This window comes from uncultured Dysgonomonas sp., from assembly GCF_900079725.1.
Taxonomy (GTDB): Bacteria; Bacteroidota; Bacteroidia; order Bacteroidales; family Dysgonomonadaceae; genus Dysgonomonas.
In genome coordinates this window covers 3462153-3478580 of record NZ_LT599032.1, presented here as the reverse complement: position 1 = coordinate 3478580, position 16428 = coordinate 3462153, and the positions used below count along the sequence as shown (strand labels likewise).

Annotated in this window: 14 protein-coding genes; 8 read left to right on the top strand and 6 right to left on the bottom strand. The window is 38.2% G+C overall.

The window, feature by feature from the left end; genetic code table 11:
- Window positions 1-68 precede the first annotated feature (68 nt).
- Both QZL88_RS14655 and ccsA read left to right on the top strand, forming a co-directional pair.
- Window positions 69-1331: a cytochrome c biogenesis protein ResB gene (locus tag QZL88_RS14655; RefSeq protein ID WP_296942262.1), complete on the top strand. Its 1263-nt coding sequence runs from the start codon at window positions 69-71 to the stop codon at window positions 1329-1331.
- Complete coding sequence (gene ccsA, locus QZL88_RS14650; RefSeq protein ID WP_296942260.1) at window positions 1318-2103, top strand: cytochrome c biogenesis protein CcsA; 786 nt, start codon at window positions 1318-1320, stop codon at window positions 2101-2103. Before QZL88_RS14655 ends, ccsA begins: the two co-directional genes overlap by 14 nt.
- Window positions 2104-2874: 771 nt before the next feature.
- Here ccsA and QZL88_RS14645 read toward each other — a convergent pair.
- From QZL88_RS14645 to QZL88_RS14630, 4 genes are all read right to left on the bottom strand, one after another.
- Window positions 2875-3774 (bottom strand): IS3 family transposase, encoded by a 900-nt coding sequence (locus QZL88_RS14645; protein WP_296945052.1) that lies wholly within the window; start codon window positions 3772-3774, stop codon window positions 2875-2877.
- Window positions 3696-4217, bottom strand: coding sequence for a hypothetical protein (locus QZL88_RS14640; protein WP_296941046.1), 522 nt, complete (start codon window positions 4215-4217; stop codon window positions 3696-3698). Before QZL88_RS14640 ends, QZL88_RS14645 begins: the two co-directional genes overlap by 79 nt.
- 81 nt (window positions 4218-4298) lie before the next feature.
- A complete protein-coding gene (gene hcp, locus QZL88_RS14635; protein WP_296942258.1) occupies window positions 4299-5939 on the bottom strand; it encodes a hydroxylamine reductase in 1641 nt (546 codons plus the stop codon).
- Between the two features lie 22 nt (window positions 5940-5961).
- Window positions 5962-6825, bottom strand: a complete 864-nt coding sequence (locus QZL88_RS14630) for a 4Fe-4S binding protein (protein ID WP_296942256.1) — start codon at window positions 6823-6825, stop codon at window positions 5962-5964.
- 115 nt (window positions 6826-6940) lie between these two features.
- On the opposite strand from QZL88_RS14630, the gene QZL88_RS14625 reads away from it, so the two are divergent.
- Together QZL88_RS14625 and QZL88_RS14620 are read left to right on the top strand one after the other, a co-directional pair.
- A complete protein-coding gene (locus QZL88_RS14625) occupies window positions 6941-7615 on the top strand; it encodes a Crp/Fnr family transcriptional regulator (protein ID WP_296942254.1) in 675 nt (224 codons plus the stop codon).
- A gap of 85 nt (window positions 7616-7700) precedes the next feature.
- On the top strand, window positions 7701-8390 hold the full coding sequence (locus tag QZL88_RS14620) for a Crp/Fnr family transcriptional regulator (protein WP_296942252.1): 690 nt from the start codon (window positions 7701-7703) through the stop codon (window positions 8388-8390).
- Window positions 8391-8474: 84 nt separating this feature from the next.
- Here the strand turns inward: QZL88_RS14620 and QZL88_RS14615 are convergent, their stop codons facing one another.
- On the bottom strand, window positions 8475-9002 hold the full coding sequence (locus QZL88_RS14615) for a DJ-1/PfpI family protein (protein WP_296942249.1): 528 nt from the start codon (window positions 9000-9002) through the stop codon (window positions 8475-8477).
- Between the two features lie 168 nt (window positions 9003-9170).
- On the opposite strand from QZL88_RS14615, the gene QZL88_RS14610 reads away from it, so the two are divergent.
- Window positions 9171-9536 carry a helix-turn-helix domain-containing protein gene (locus QZL88_RS14610; protein WP_296942247.1) on the top strand — a complete coding sequence of 122 codons (366 nt, stop codon included), beginning with the start codon at window positions 9171-9173 and terminating at the stop codon, window positions 9534-9536.
- 109 nt (window positions 9537-9645) lie between these two features.
- Here QZL88_RS14610 and QZL88_RS14605 read toward each other — a convergent pair whose 3' ends face one another.
- The gene (locus QZL88_RS14605; RefSeq protein ID WP_296942246.1) at window positions 9646-11676 is read right to left on the bottom strand and encodes a hypothetical protein; all 2031 of its coding nucleotides are present in this window, start codon (window positions 11674-11676) and stop codon (window positions 9646-9648) included.
- Between the two features lie 1056 nt (window positions 11677-12732).
- On the opposite strand from QZL88_RS14605, the gene QZL88_RS14600 reads away from it, so the two are divergent.
- The 3 genes from QZL88_RS14600 to QZL88_RS14590 all read left to right on the top strand — a co-directional run bounded on the left by QZL88_RS14600 (window position 12733) and on the right by QZL88_RS14590 (window position 16412).
- The gene (locus QZL88_RS14600) at window positions 12733-13713 is read left to right on the top strand and encodes a hypothetical protein (RefSeq protein ID WP_296942245.1); all 981 of its coding nucleotides are present in this window, start codon (window positions 12733-12735) and stop codon (window positions 13711-13713) included.
- 12 nt (window positions 13714-13725) lie between these two features.
- On the top strand, window positions 13726-14682 hold the full coding sequence (locus QZL88_RS14595; RefSeq protein WP_296942244.1) for a hypothetical protein: 957 nt from the start codon (window positions 13726-13728) through the stop codon (window positions 14680-14682).
- Between the two features lie 767 nt (window positions 14683-15449).
- Window positions 15450-16412 (top strand): helix-turn-helix domain-containing protein, encoded by a 963-nt coding sequence (locus tag QZL88_RS14590; protein ID WP_296942242.1) that lies wholly within the window; start codon window positions 15450-15452, stop codon window positions 16410-16412.
- Window positions 16413-16428 lie beyond the last annotated feature (16 nt).

Genomic DNA, 16428 nt, shown 5'->3' with positions numbered 1-16428 from the left:
CAAAAAGTATAACACTTTGATAGTGCATTTTACTTTTGAGATAAACACTTTCTTCTGTTCATATACATATGGAACAAGAACAACGTAAGATGTGGCAATTCCCGTGGCGGTACAAAGAAAGTATCGCTTTTGTGGCAGGTTTTGCCTTCATTGGTTTTATGCTTCAGATTACAGTCGGAAAGTTTGACTTTTATCTGCTACAGGCTCCGGTCAACCTTATCCTCGGTGGCGCGGTAATAGCATTTCTCATATTACTCTCATTCGCCCGAAAAAGCGCTTTTTACCAATGGATCTCCGGTGTTCCGTTTTCAGTAACCCTCATTGCTGCGCTGTTGGTATTGGGGCTGATAATGGGACTTACTCCGCAATTCGCGCGTCTCGATCCTCACGATAAAGATATATTTACGGTGCTTGGATTCAGGCAGGTAACAAGCAGCTGGCCTTTCGTGCTGATATATTTCCTTACGCTGATTTCCTTAGGTTCACTGATTGTAAGAAGGCTGGTCGCTTTCCGCAAGCAGGATTATGCTTTCTATTTCAATCATATAGGGCTCTGGATTCTCCTTTTTGCCGCAGGGCTGGGAGCCGCCGATATAAAGAGATATGTAATGCATGTCCGCGAAGGTGAAGTGGAATGGCGTGTCTACAGCGAAAACAAAGACGTGCTGGAACTTCCCATCGCCATACAGCTCAACGATTTCGAGATGGAAGAATACCCGCCCAAACTCACAATCATAGACAGGGAAAGCGGCGAATCACAGCCTAAAAACAAACCTGATTATTTCCAGATAGACGAAAAGAGGCCTAACGGCACACTCGATAAATGGGATATCAGACTTGAAGAATATATCCATCAGGCAGTACGCAACAGCGACAGTACTTATCAGGCTGTGCCTATGCCCGGCTCCAGTCCGGCAGCAAAAGTATCGGCAAAAAACATACAAACAGGCGAAATGCGTAAAGGATGGGTATGCGGAGGCAATATGGCACAGTTATATATGACATTACCTCTCGACTCTCAATATTGTATTGTAATGACACAACCCGAGCCAAAGAGATTCCTGTCGGACATAGATGTATTTATGGAAGACGGAAGCGAACAGCACGCGGTTCTGGAAGTAAATAAACCTTTAAGAATAGGCAGTTGGACTATCTACCAGTACGGATATGACAATCAGGCCGGCAGAATGTCCACATACAGCAGCATGGAACTGGTATACGACCCGTGGCTCTATCCTGTCTATGCCGGGATTATCTTATTAGCTATAGGATCGATATGTTTATTATGGTCGGGAAACAAAAAAAGAAAGGCGGAAGATGACTTGGGATGAATTTCTTTGGTTTGCAATACCTGCAATGATTTGCTGGATAAGCGCAGGAGTACTGGTGTATAAATGTAAGAAAACATTTATCTTAGAAGGATTGATGATAGCCGGTATCGTTATTTTCGCCGCGTTTATCATTGGATTGTGGATAGGACAGGAACGCCCTCCGCTCCGTACAATAGGTGAAACCCGGTTATGGTACTCATTCTTTCTGGCAACAGTTGGTTATTTTACATACAAGCACTGGAAATATAAATGGCTGTTGTCATTCTCCAGCCTGGTCGCCTGTGTTTTTGTCTGTGTAAATATATTCAAGCCGGAAATACATTCGACCAATCTGATGCCTGCCCTCCAAAGCTATTGGTTTGTGCCGCACGTCACAGTCTATATTTTATCCTATGCCATGCTTGGGGCTGCGACCATCGCTGCTATTATTCAGTTGGTAAATCTGAAAAAAGACAGGCTGGATGATAACCTGTACAAGCTGATGGATAATGTTGTTTATATCGGTTTCGGTTTCCTCATACTGGGAATGCTCATGGGAGCAGTATGGGCAAAGGAGGCATGGGGACACTACTGGTCGTGGGACCCGAAAGAGACATGGGCGTTTATTACATCAGCAGGATATTTAGTCTATATCCATATGCGGCTGCAAAAATATCATGTCAAGTTTGTTTTATGGATGCTGCCAATTGCGTTTGTTTTACTTATGATTACCTGGATTGGCGTCAATTATCTCCCTGCTGCACAGAATAGTATTCATGTTTATTCAAATTGAGAAAGCCCTTCCGTGTTAATAAGTTGAAATAAAAGGTTGGATTTATTTTCCACATTTTTTTCTACGCGGAATTAAAAATTCCTTGTGTTCCTTTTGCCCAAAGCCGCAAAAGGAACCAAAAACGCTTTAGCGCCCGCTTCAAAGGCCGACCCGTTAACAGCAGAGACGGCTAAACGAAAAAACTCGCTCCAAAAAACATAAAATACGAATCAGCAGATAAGCTCAAACACGTTTTCGTTTTTAGCCTAACTCTTCTGACGGGTGCCCGGCCATGAAGCATACGGCGCAAGGCTGACGCGGATTTAATTCTCCAAAGGACTTTGCTTACTCGTGCGTCAGCCCCCCGTGCCTTCGTTCTCAAGGCGGGGCACCCAATCCGAAAGCGAAGGCGAAGAGCAAAATAGAGTAGCTGCTATACAAATCTGATAATCGAGCTATAGATGAGCCAGTATTATTTTGCTCCGCCGCAGCTTCGGTTTTGGGTCGCCGGGGAACGAGCACTAGCCTTTTGGTTCGTTTTGGGCAATGCCAAAATGAACATGCTGACGAAACGAAGTGGAGTCGAAATAAATTGAACGTTTTAAATAGCAAGAACAGAAACAAAATTTATTTTGATTATGCCAAGTCACGAAAAACGACTGATGCAATTGAACAATTTTATACAATACGAATAATCTTAACCGCATTAATAGCCCCATATAATCACAAAATAAAAGCCGGATACACTAATGCTGATCTGACCCCAAAAAGTTGGACGGATTAATAAAAAATTCAAGTGTATAGAGTTCGGTATTTTACCGGGCTCTTTCCTTTTAATTTAAGTTTGATTCTCTCATTATTATAATACTCGATGTATTCTGTCAGTTCCTTTTTAAACTCACTGATGCTCTTAAATTTCTTCAAATATAGTAATTCAGACTTCATAATGCCAAAGAAATTCTCCATAACAGCGTTATCCAAACAATTACCTTTGCGAGACATGCTTTGTATAATTCCATTCTTTTTAAGTGTCATCTGATATTGCTTATGTTGATAATGATATCCCTGATCTGAGTGCAAAATAAGTTCGCCGGTTATGTTCACTTTATTTTGAGCCTTTTTTATCATATCCATAACCATCTTTAAATCAGGACTGTCGGATATGGTATAAGATATGATTTCCCCATTGAACATATCAATAATAGGAGAAAGATATGCCTTCTTACCCTCAATTTTAAATTCAGTAACATCTGTAGCCCATTTTCGGTATGGCTTTTCAGCTTTAAAGTCACGATTAAGTACGTTAGGAGCAATCCTGCCAACTTCTCCTTTATATGACTTATATTTTACCTTACGGACTTTTGATTTCAGATGCATTTCTGCCATAAGTTTTTGCACCGTCTTATGATTAATCAAATATCCCTCATTTAGGAGCTGCATATACACCCGACGATACCCATAACGTTTGTGGTGAGCTTCAAAAATATCAACTATACGTTTTCTTATATCAGCATATTTGTCTGTGCTGTTAATACGGGATATATGATAATAGAAGGTTGAGCGAGCCATCCCATGGATCCTCAGTATTGTTTGAAGATCATGACCTTTCTGCCTTAGTCCTTGGATGGCTTGCGCCCAATCTTGCGTAGACGGGCTTCCTTTTCTTCGACTAAGGCTTTCACTTTTTTTAATAGCTCATTCTCTATTTTGAGCTTAAGATTCTCTTCACGGAGCTTTTCGAGTTCCGTCTCAGGTGCTTTCTTCTTAGGTCTTCCCATACCTTTTGCGCGGCCTCGTTTTTTTGTAATATCAAGCGCATTCAAACCGTCAGTTCTGGCTATCCGTAGCCAAGTGGATATACGGCTGTCGCTTGCTCCATATTTTAACGAAGCTTCAACCAAAGATAAATGATTATTTTCAATATCGGAGACTATTGTACGCTTTAGCTCTCCACTTGCACAAATATTCTTCTTTTTGCGTAAGGCTTCTAAACCATGCTGCTTATACTGAATCCACAAACAAGTTAAGAGCTTAAAACCGATCCCATACTTTGTACTTACGTAATTGATACTGTAACCGTCTTCAAGCAGATGCATATACATGAGACGGTCGGAAAAGGAATGTGTTTTATTCATAAATAAACCCCAAAGTTTTTTGTCCAAACTTTGGGGCTCACTTCATGCATCCGGCTTTCATTATATATTTATCTGATATCCTTAGCTGGCAAGGAACATTTCAATATCCTCCTCAACAGAAGAGATACCTCCGATTCCGAAATTCTCAACCAATACTTTCGCTACATTCGGAGAAAGGAATCCCGGAAGAGTTGGTCCGAGATGTATATTCTTCACTCCCAGATGAAGCAGAGCAAGTAACACTATCACCGCTTTTTGCTCGTACCATGCTATATTGAAGGCGATAGGCAGGTCATTAATATCCTCCAGCCCGAATACTTCTTTCAGCTTGAGTGCGATAACTGCCAATGAATAACTATCGTTACACTGTCCGGCATCCAATACACGCGGAATACCGCCTATATCGCCCAATGGCAGTTTATTGTAACGGTATTTGGCACAACCGGCGGTAAGAATAACCGTATCATTAGGCAATGCCTCTGCAAAGTCAGTATAATAATTACGGCCTTTCATGCGTCCGTCACAACCTGCCATTACAAAGAATTTCTTTATTGCGCCCGATTTTACGGCATCTACAACCTTGTCGGCTAATGCCATTACCTGTGCATGGGCAAACCCACCTACGATTGTTCCGTTTTCGATTTCCTTCGGAGCCTGACAGTTTTTCGCCATTCCTATTATTTCCGAAAAGTCTTTCTGTTTCCCGCCTTTACGTTCCGGTATATGTTTTGCACCATCAAGGCCTGAAGCACCTGTGGTAAATATACGCCCTCTGTATGTCGCGTTTTTGGAAGGAGGTACGATACAGTTTGTAGTGAATAAGATTGGTCCGTTAAATGACTCGAAGTCTTCTTTTTGTTGCCACCATGCACCGCCATAATTACCGACCAGATGTTTATATTTTTTCAGATGCGGATAATAATGCGCCGGCAACATCTCGCTATGTGTGTAAACATCTACTCCCATACCTTCGGTCTGCTGTAAAAGTTCTTCAATATCCCTCAGGTCGTGCCCGCTGATAAGAATTCCCGGATTCTTTCCCACACCGATGTTTACCTGTGTGATTTCAGGATTCCCGAATCGTCCGGTATTGGCCGCATCCAGTAGTGCCATTACCTGTACACCATATTTACCTGTTTCGAGAGCCAAGGCAACGAGTTCGTCTACTGAAATATCCTCTCTAGTAATTTCAGCTAATGCGCGCTGCATAAACATGTATATCTCATCATCCGTCTTATCCAGATTATAAGCATGCTCTGCATAGGCTGCCATACCTTTAAGCCCGTAATGCGTCAGTTCCTTCAGCGAACGTATATCTTCATCTTTCGTACGCAACACTCCTACTTCAAGCGCTTTGTCCATGAACTGGGATTCATCGCCATTCCATGTACATTCGTCCGGTAGAACAATAGATGTATTTCCCTGCCGGGCAGATAATTCGGCTTTCAGTGATAAACCTTCCTTTACTTTCTCCTTTATTGCTTCAAAATCGAAGTTAGCATTGGTAATACTGATAAACATAGCGTCGACAATAAACTTGTCTGCTGTAGATGAAGCCTTTCCTTCTTTTCTCAACTCGTTGTTGTATACCGCGATTCCTCTGGTTACAAACAACAGTAAATCCTGAATATTCGAAACTTCCGGAGTTTTACCGCACACACCCATTAATGCACAACCTGTGCCTTTAGCTGTCTCCTGACATTGAAAACAAAACATGTCCATGATAATATTTTTTAGTTAGTGATTATATCCATTCTTCTTTTTTCACATCGCCCTGCACCGAAAGTACAATTACTTTCACTGGTACATTCCTCTTAGCCTCTTCCCTTGCCATCTGTGCTATCCGAACCAGTCCTCCGCAGCATGGAACTTCCATAACAAGTACCGTTAAAGTATCTATTTTAGCGACATCAATCATCTCAACCAACTTGTCTATATAAGACTGAGTATTGCTATCTAGCTTAGGGCAAGCAATAGCAAGAGCCTTACCTTTTAGGAAACGGCTATGGAACTCGCCACTGGCAAACGCTGTACAATCGGCAGCCAGTAACAGATTGGCTCCTCGAAGAAATCCGGCATTCGGATTTAGTAAATGAAGCTGTACAGGAAATTGTCTCAGTTCGGATGGTTGTACTATCACAGGCGCAGCCATCGTGAATCCGGATGGGGCAGGCCTTTTAATCTCCTGCATCATGCTGCCCGGACAGCCGCAAGCGGGTTTGTCCTGCGTAATTGAGTTTTGTTTATTTTCGGCAGGAAAGTTCACTTTCACATTATGCTTTTTCAGATACTCTAATCCCTGATGCAATAGTTCGTACTCCTCATGCTCTTTCAGATGGTTCAGGTGAGCGAGTATTACCTTCTCCCCTTTCGGGAGCATGCGTTCCATCACAGCATACTCATCATAGGGTTCAGCTTCACGTTCTTCGAGTGTAATAGCACCAGCATGGCATTCACCTATGCAGGCACCGAGACCGTCGCAATAGAGATCACTAATCATAACGGCTTTGTCATTGATAAGCTGCAAAGCTCCTTCGTGGCAACCTGATACGCAGGCACCACAACCGTCACATAGCTCCTCATCTATTTTTATGATCGTTCTTTTCATTATCTACCCTTTTTATTTTTTACAAAATTAAGTTGGTAGTACGTTTGAAATATGTCACATATGCGACGTTAGCCAAAATAATTATATCTTTATCTTTGAATACACAGATTAGGATATGGATTTAACAGCATTAAAAAAGATTCCGCTTTTTCGTTCGATACATGAAGCAGAAATAGAAATGATATTTTCGGAACTGAAAATAACCGAGACAGAATTTAGAAAAGGAGAGATCCTAGCCCTACAGGACGAACTATGCAACAGGCTCATCATACTCCTTTCGGGCAGTGTAAAGGGTGAAATGACTGATCCGTCAGGTAAGATTGTAAAAGTAGAGGATATATATGCGCCAAGCCCTCTGGCCATCCTGTTCCTATTCGGTCCCGACAACCGTTTTCCTGTTCAGGCAATAGCACGGGAAGATGTCACTGCATTGGTGATACCAAAACAATCGGTGCTCAGAATGCTGAGTATGAACCAGACTCTATTAAAAAATTATCTGGATATATCTGCCGACTTCGCATCCCGGTTAAGTAAGAAGCTCCATTTTATGTCTTTCAGGACTATCCGTCAGAAGCTGGCTGTATATATACTTAACTTATCGAAAATAAAACAAGAGGATACCATAGAACTGGATAAAACCAAAAGTGCATTAGCCGAGTATTTCGGGGTATCCCGCCAGTCATTAGAACGAGAACTGACCAATATGCAACATGACGGACTGATAACATCCGATAAAAGAAAAATTACAATAACGGATAAAAACAGATTGATTCATATTGTCCGTTTTTAAGAAATATACTTGCTAAAAAGCTGTAACTCTTTTTGTAAAATAAACAACTAGAATTATCTTTGATAAACCTTAAAGTACAAGATTGATGGAGCACAATAATTACCTGACCGACCAACAAATCAATATCATCCACAAAATCCCTCTATTCAGGGGGCTGAATGAGGACGCGAAGAAGACTTTGTTAGATAAGTTGGATTATACTGTGACCGAAATATCCAAAGGCGAAATTATTATCCGTCAGAACACACCCTGCCTGCATATGTACATCTTGCTGAAAGGAAATCTCGAGGTAAATATCATTGATGTGTCGGGTAATAACGTCAAGGTGGAGAACCTTATAGGCCCACGAGCATTCGCCACCCCTCATCTGTTTGACGGAAATAGCGTATTCCCTGCTACCTTTACCGTTATAGAAGATGGTATTTTATTTAAGGCAACAAAAGAATCCGCATTTACGCTGATAAGTTCAGAGCCGGAACTCCTTAAAAACTTTTTGAGACTTACCGGAAACTGCAATGCCTGCACGGTAAGCAGATTACGGATCTTATCTTATAAGAGTATCAGAAGCCGCTTTATCTATTACCTGTTTGAACATAAACAGAGTGGCACATTATCTGTAATGGAACATAACCAGACTCAACTGGCCGAATACCTGAGTGTGACACGGCCGGCATTAGCCAATGAAATAAAAAGGATGGCCGACGAAGGTTTATTAAAGGTAGATGGCCGAAATGTGGAATTACTGTCTATTTCTTCTTTACTGAAATACGTCTGATACATACTTTACTATATAAAAGAACGGGAAAGATCAAAGTAATTGATATCTCCCGCTTTTAGTACATTTCCGTTTATTAAATAATTACATTAAGGCTTTCAGCAAGCCCGGGATAAGGGAAGGAATTGCATCTTCGGTTTGAGCCGTATATACATTCCCGTCAATGACAGATTTTTCGTCTGTACCGACACATCCTTTAACCATCGATTTGACAAACGGGTGTAAAGCTACCTTTTTCCCATTTCCGATTCCGAGATTATCGAAAAGTAATGCGGCAGCACAATGGCCTATCAAAATCTTATCTTGTTCGCTAAAGTTCTTCATCACAACCAGCATATCCTGATTGAACTGTTTCTCTGCATTCTTTGCAAATTCGGGTATTGCATCACCACAAGCGAAGACCAACGCATCGTATTCATTTTCGTGTCCTTTGAGATTAGCAACCACATCATCCGTTTGCAAATTAATACCCGAATTAGTTTTCACACTTGTAGTTTCTGCTACCGCAAATGTTTTATAAGGAATACTATTTTCGAAAAATGCTTCCAGATACTGAAACAATCCTGCCCCGTTCACAGGGTTTACTACTAATACTGCAACCTTTTTTGCCATGATTATTAAATTTTAGTGTTTATTATTATAGTTACTTATCATAACTTTATTACCTTTGTTATGCAAACATACAATTCGTAATCAATATATACAAGACCGAACTTTTTCGTAATTTACTTACAAAAAAGTAAGTAACATTGATATACAGTACAATAAGTCAGAAAAAAAATGAAAACTTTTCTTCGGGTCGAAATATGTCCTATCAGGGATATTCTGAGCAGGCTTGGCGACAAATGGTCGTTACTTGTGCTTACAACATTGAGTGTAAACGGCACAATGCGTTTCAGTGATGTTCAAAAATCGATAGGAGATATATCGCAACGGATGCTAACGGTAACTTTACGCTCTTTAGAAGCAGACGGACTTGTTGTAAGAACTATTTATCCGGAAGTACCTCCACGGGTAGAATATTGTCTTACAGAATCGGCAAACGGGCTTATGCCTCATTTAAACAACCTTGTGGATTGGGCTGTAAAGAACATGGCTGATATTGCTGAAGAAAGGCAGATGTATAAAAAGAAAAAGCAATTGTAAAAAACTTTTTTGCATTCGACACACTGGTAAGTTATTTACCAATTAAAAATAAAAGATGGCATAAGAGAAGTCCCTTATGCCATCATATTATAAGGTATAGTTTTCGGCTTTATGGTCTATATGGTGTGAGTTCAGCCTGTTTGAGTGCCCATGTAAATATATTACCAAATACAAGGCTGTTGTATACAGTAAAATAGATCCCACCGGAATTTCCATATTGCGTATTAGGTATAGGTCTGGCTTGTCCGTCATCACTGATAGTAAATACCTGTGTGTGCTTATAGACGTTGGTATCGCCCATTTTTTTATCCTGACCGGCCATAAAACCTCCATCACCAATAAATATTACGTTATATTCTTTTAACCGGCAAAATGTAGTGGCTCCATCAACTATAATATCAGAGTTATCTTGACTAAGGTTTACATCTGAAGAGTAGTTGATAATTTTATCTGAAGGAATCCCTACGACTCTGATTCCATCACGTCCATCATCCCCCCATTGCAAACCTCTGACATCTCCGAATGGCCCATTGGTAATATCGTCATCGAAAGGCTCTATTCTGAAGACATTACCCGCTGTAATTGCTGTGTTTGAGGAATTAAAACGTTCTGCCTTTATAGTCGCAGATGGAAACATCTGCTGAAAGAATGCCTGTGCGATTTTATATCCGTCAAACTCCCATTGTGCGAATAAAACTCCTCCTGCTTTTACATACTCGGCCAAAGCCTGTCCAACTCCTGGTGCCTCTACTGTACTTGGTGTATGGTAATAAGCTATATGAATAATATCAGGTTTTTGAGCTTGTATAATTGCACGTATTTCAGATTCTTTCTCTGCATTACCTGTTGCATAGTGTACATAGCTAAATGCTTCTGTAGGAACAGTACTATTAGCTGCTCCAAAATTTGTAGTATTGGGATAGCTCGAATGATTTCCCAGCATTTTCTGTACATGATTCAGTGTCGAGCCATATATTGCATATCCATAATCGTTGTTCAGCCCTATTGTTACAATCTTCTTTGTCTTTATAACAGGACGTACAATCACCTCGCAGGTTGCTGTAGTTGTCTCACTATTAGAATATATAGTCAATTTTATGGGATTTAATGTATTCGGTTTACCCGAGCCTTCCAAATAGACAGTCACTGATGGTCCGCTCAAAGAGACTTCGCCTTCAAATTTTATTCCATTCACTTCATCTGTCCATAGCCTTGCTTTAGCCGGTACACTTCCCGGAGGATAGCTGGATGCATCTACCCGAAGATTTACTTCAATATATTCAAGAGCGGTTAGCTCCTTATCCAGATAATAGCTTCCAAATACTTTTGAAGATGCACAATCGATTCTAAAAGCCGGTTTCACAGCTGAGTTCTCTACGAATATACGCTTAGAACAACTGTTCTCCGAGGGATCGAGTAATGGTTTTTCATTAAAGATAATAGTTACATAGTCCCCTAGATTGTTTTCAGGAGTAAATAGCACAGGAGTACCTGATCCTTGTATAGTCAATGTGTAAGTCCCCTTGGACAGAAATACTCCGGTAACTGTAAAGAAATATCCGTTATCCTGATCGGGATCTCCAGCATATCCGACTGTGGCAGTTAGTGTATATGCCCCTGTTTTAGTAACTTCTAATGTGACAATCATTTGATTGGAACTATTCAGCGATACACCATCTTTATATGCTCCGGTAAATTCTATCGTACTACAATCTGTAACCCGTGCAATAGCATTACCAATCTTCTCCTGAAAGCAGTTCCACTGAACACCATCCCATTGGTTCAAGCCCACGCATAATTCTTCATCTTCATCTTCTTTCAGATTATACACAATAAGTCCGGTATGCAATAGTTTTGCATCTTGATAATCCTGACCATTATTGCTCACATCAGTCTCTGTAGCAAATGGGAGTAGTTCTTTTTTCTTTTTCAGTTCCACGCGTGGCAACAGGAGTCCTCCTTTTTCGGCTGTTACAGCATCCAAAGATCCACTCCGATCAATGGCATGATCTTTTACTTGTAAAATAGAGTATTTCTCAGGTTCTTCATTCTGACCAATAGTCACCTGAGCTATACTTGGGCTTATACAGCTTAGTATGAGGAAAATACCAAACAACGTAGCCGCTAGCTTTGTCTTCATAATTTTTCTGAGTTTAGTAAAGTATATACAATTATTCCTATTTTTTGTTACTCAATTTTTAATATGAATAATTCAATGCCTTAACATTCTGCTCTACGATTTTCGCAAATGGCAGCCAAAATAATGAGGAAGACAAATTTTAAGACAACTTTTAAGACAAATAATATTCGCTCATCTTAAGGCATTGAATTGATTCTTATATTTTTAGATAATATAGATTATTGTTTCATGGATTTGTCTTCGTTAGTCTTCACAATCTATAATGTATTATTGTTTTATCCACTTACAAAGAAAAGTATTACAGATAAAAAAAACATGAACAAACAGTAGGACATCATTTTATTTTCGTACCAACAGCCACAAGCAAGCCTCAATTAAATATCAGCATTTGATCAAAGAAAGACGATAAACCTCATTTGCATCACATAGAGTCACTTTAAGACGCAGAAAACCTACCAAAAATACATATTTGTAATATTTATCTAATTGGGAGAGGAGGTTGTGCCAATAGTATTTCCAGATTCTTTTTTTGTCTTCTTGAGCGGAGTGAAACATCCCGTTTTTTCGGGAAAGAGATACTTCACTCCGTTCAAAAAACAACGTTCGTCAAAGCAAAGCGAAACCGATAGCAATAGAGAGCAACACTTTGTATACAGAATACTACTTTTGATACACCCTCTGATCTAAATTAGAATAGAGATGTATGATATCATGATAATGAATGAGATCAAATACTTTTTAACTATCAATCTGCGTATGTGAAATAATTTTAGCATTATTATTTAAACCTTTTGCTTTCATTACTTTTTCTCAATAAACTTAACATTTTAAATACATATCAAGAACATCTTTTAATATAACTTTGCACCAGAGAAATAGAAAAGGACAACAAATTATTTTAGAGACAAACGCAAATTTTTAAAGAATAAAATTCTATCTCAATCAAGAAGAGAACTTTTCAATTTATAATCAAAAAGCAATTTACCGACGCGTTTCTATCTCCACTGATAATAACACGTAAGGGTAACAGGCACATATAATAATTCAGTAATTTATATGAAAAATTATAGCGAACTTGAACTTACTGCCAAAATATTAGAAAAAATTCCTTCCGATATAAAAGTATCCGATTATATAGCCGGAACTTTAAACCTCAGTAAGGAATCGGTTTATCGGCGACTTAAAGGCATTATTCCGTTTACTTTCGAAGAAATACTTACCTTATCCAAAGCCTTGGGCTTCTCATTAGATGAGATGCTAAAAGGAGACAAAAGTAAATATGCATCCATTATTGCAACAAATAATCAATTGATAGGATCCGTAGAGAACGGTTTTATAGATATATTCAGATACCATAGTGAAATTATGGCAGCAGTCAATAAAACAGACAATAATCAGATAACAATATCAGCCAACCGTATATTAGGTATTTTCACAAGCTCCTTCGACCACCTTTTCAAGTTTTATTATTACAAATGGTTACACCAGACAGGAAATACCTCTTTAAATTATAAGTTCTCGGACATTCAGATTCCTGAAGAATTAAACGATCTTCGAAAGAAGATTATCCGTTATACAGAGACACAACGCATCTGTTTTATAACAGATAGAAATATATTGCATAATACGATTAAAGAAATCAGGTATTACATAGACAGGAAACTGATAGATAAAGAAAACGTAACATTGATCAAAGATGATTTAAAAGCATTTATTGAGAAATATTACACTTTTTCAGCTGACAATATACTTGAACCTGAAGGGAAATATGAAGTTTACTTATCTTCTTTAAATATAGAAAACAATACGTCCTATATAGTCTATGACGACAAAAAATTATCGTATTTCTGGACTTATTCCGATAGTGGCGTATACACCTCTGATCCTGAAATATGTATGCTACAGAAAAACTGGATTGATTCGCTAAAAAAATATTCGATCCTGATATCCAACTCAAACCAAAAAATGCAGGCCGAGCTTTACAGCTTATTCTCAGATCAACTGGAGACCTTAACCGCACAGGACATAACGATATAAAATATTAAAAGAATGGATAGCAAACTAAAAGAAATTCTTATAAAAAAAGTTCTGGAAAACATTCCTGATAAAGTAAAGCCCGTTACCCACTTAACAGGGATACTGGATATAGGAAGGGAATCTGCCTACAGGCGTTTGAACGGACAAATTGATTTCTCTTTGGCCGAGATAGTAAAATTATCGTCCAGACTAAATTTCTCTCTAAATGAGATACACAATGAATATGATGATAATCTAGCTGCATTTGAATTCTACAAAAACAGGCTAAATCAGCCGGAAGAAAGTTTCAAATCTATGCTCCAGGCCCTCTACAACAGGATGGCGACCGTTTACGAAGCTAAAGAAAAACACACAGATATTGCTGTAAATCGTCTGATAGGCACTTTAGCTCTGGCACACAATCACTTGTATAAATTTATCTATTATAAATGGAAGCATCAATTTGACAACGTTCCTCTAAACTATTACTATAGGGAACTTGTACTTTCATCTGACATTTCTAACCTGATACAAAAAGCATCTTATTATCAGCAACGATTAAGTAAAACAATTATTTTGGATGAAGATATCTTATACAATACTATCCAGGAAATAAAGTACTATCAGGACAGACAATTAATCAGCAATGACGAAGTAGCCCTGATCAAAGGAGATCTGATCGATCTGCTAGAAAACTTTGAGCAAATATTGAATACCGGGGAAAATCAGATTGGTATCAAATGGGATATATATTTATCGTCTATTAATGTATGCTCAAATACTTCATGCCTGAATTACGATGATCAGGTGTCGACTTCTTTCTGGATACATTCCGATGCCGCCTTCACCACTTCTGACAGTCAAATATATCTGCTACAGAAGGAATGGATAGATTCACTGAAAAAGCATTCGACTCTGATAACAAAATCGAATCAAAAGATGCAGGCAGACTTTCTTAATCAACAATATAAATATTTGGAGGAAATCTAGGGCCACAAACCGGCTCTACTTTCCCCTTACAGATATTCACACCTCTAAAATCGTCTTTAAAACAATCCGAATCTAAATCCGCCGTTCTTATCCCGGCCGTGAATAACAAGTATATTATTCCCTGTTATAATATACTTATTAATATATTAATGCCGATTTCATTTTACACCAAATCGCAGGGCAATTTTGCAATTTTGGTCTTTGTTTTTTCCTCCACATTTATATTAACAATACAAATATATCCAAACAAAGGATATGTGTACAATCAATCGTAACACATAACAAATATTGTACATTTCATCATAAAATAAGACTTTACCACACCTCAAAATGATACCGAAAAACTATTTATTAGATAATATGACATAAATGCCACATTATATTTAAACAAAAACACCTATATGCAACTTTTACGGGACATATATTGTAAAAAATAAATCCATATTAGCTTACTTTTGATATAAAATTGATGTGGTCACCGACATCATTATCAAAGATAGAATAAAGGCAAAGCTCATATAATACTCTTTTGTTGTCTCAACAAATAAAACAGGTATGTATTTCGAAGTACATCCGGATGCATAATTTGTTCAGAAACCTGTTATTAATATAGCTTTGTGGCTTTTCATTTAAGCCAGAGAAGAATACAAGTAACATTAATACATTATAAAACTAAAAACCGATATATATCTTTATTAAACTTTACAATTAACGCATTATTCCTTAGATATATAACTGATATAAAAGCAACGTGTAGATAATTTATTATGAAAAATAATACCAAATCAGCTGTATCCCATAAGCTATTAAGAAAAATACCTTCTGGCATAAAACCTGCTGATTATATAACAAATGTCTTAGGCCTTAGCAAAGAGTCTGTTTACCGGCGCCTGAAAGGAACGATTCCTTTTTCGTTCGAAGAAATGTTGTGCCTTGCGGCAAATTTAGACTTTTCGATGGACGAATTGTTTAAAGGTTTCGGAGACAACAGATCAGCTTTTAACTTACAAAATAACAAGCTTATAGGGAATGAAAATGGTTTTGTATCCACGCTCAAAGATCATTGTGACACAATGGAGTCGATATACAAGGCCGAAAGTAATCAAATCATCATGTCTACTAATTGCATTTTAGCTGTGTTTACCTGGGCATTTGATAACCTATTTAAGTTCTGCTATTATAAATGGCTACATCAGTTTGGGAATACCCCTCTAAATTTTTATTTCTCTGATCTGAATATTACTGAAGAAATTACTAATTTAAAGAATAGAGCCATCTCTTATTCAACCGCACCAAATATTGTACTGATTACTGATAGAAACTTTCTCAATAATACAATTAAAGAAATTAAGTATTATCAGGAGAGAGGACTTATATCATACGACGAGACCCTAGTACTAAAAAGCGAATTAAAGACTTTTGTTGAAAGCTTTTTCCGATTCTCACCATATGGCATCTCGCAAAGAAAGAATCAATATGAGATATATCTTTCCTCACTGAATGTAGAGAACAATACGTCCTACATCTCTTATGACAATAAATTTTTATCATATTATTGGATGCATTCCAATAGTTGTGTATATACATCAGATCCTAAACTATGCGAGTTGCAGAAAGACTGGCTGGAATCATTAAAAAAATACTCTATATTAATTTCACATTCTAACCAGAAAATGCAGGCAGAACTATACAATGAACATTTGGCTCAGTTAGAAAAATTATCAGAATGAAATAGTTAAGCGAAAG

Coding starts and splice junctions, on each gene's coding strand:
- QZL88_RS14655 (WP_296942262.1), top strand. CDS start 69: ATGGAACAAGAACAACGTAAGATGTGGCAATTCCCGTGGCGGTACAAA.
- ccsA (WP_296942260.1), top strand. CDS start 1,318: ATGACTTGGGATGAATTTCTTTGGTTTGCAATACCTGCAATGATTTGC.
- QZL88_RS14640 (WP_296941046.1), bottom strand. CDS start 4,217: ATGAATAAAACACATTCCTTTTCCGACCGTCTCATGTATATGCATCTG.
- hcp (WP_296942258.1), bottom strand. CDS start 5,939: ATGGACATGTTTTGTTTTCAATGTCAGGAGACAGCTAAAGGCACAGGT.
- QZL88_RS14630 (WP_296942256.1), bottom strand. CDS start 6,825: ATGAAAAGAACGATCATAAAAATAGATGAGGAGCTATGTGACGGTTGT.
- QZL88_RS14625 (WP_296942254.1), top strand. CDS start 6,941: ATGGATTTAACAGCATTAAAAAAGATTCCGCTTTTTCGTTCGATACAT.
- QZL88_RS14620 (WP_296942252.1), top strand. CDS start 7,701: ATGGAGCACAATAATTACCTGACCGACCAACAAATCAATATCATCCAC.
- QZL88_RS14615 (WP_296942249.1), bottom strand. CDS start 9,002: ATGGCAAAAAAGGTTGCAGTATTAGTAGTAAACCCTGTGAACGGGGCA.
- QZL88_RS14610 (WP_296942247.1), top strand. CDS start 9,171: ATGAAAACTTTTCTTCGGGTCGAAATATGTCCTATCAGGGATATTCTG.
- QZL88_RS14605 (WP_296942246.1), bottom strand. CDS start 11,676: ATGAAGACAAAGCTAGCGGCTACGTTGTTTGGTATTTTCCTCATACTA.
- QZL88_RS14600 (WP_296942245.1), top strand. CDS start 12,733: ATGAAAAATTATAGCGAACTTGAACTTACTGCCAAAATATTAGAAAAA.
- QZL88_RS14595 (WP_296942244.1), top strand. CDS start 13,726: ATGGATAGCAAACTAAAAGAAATTCTTATAAAAAAAGTTCTGGAAAAC.
- QZL88_RS14590 (WP_296942242.1), top strand. CDS start 15,450: ATGAAAAATAATACCAAATCAGCTGTATCCCATAAGCTATTAAGAAAA.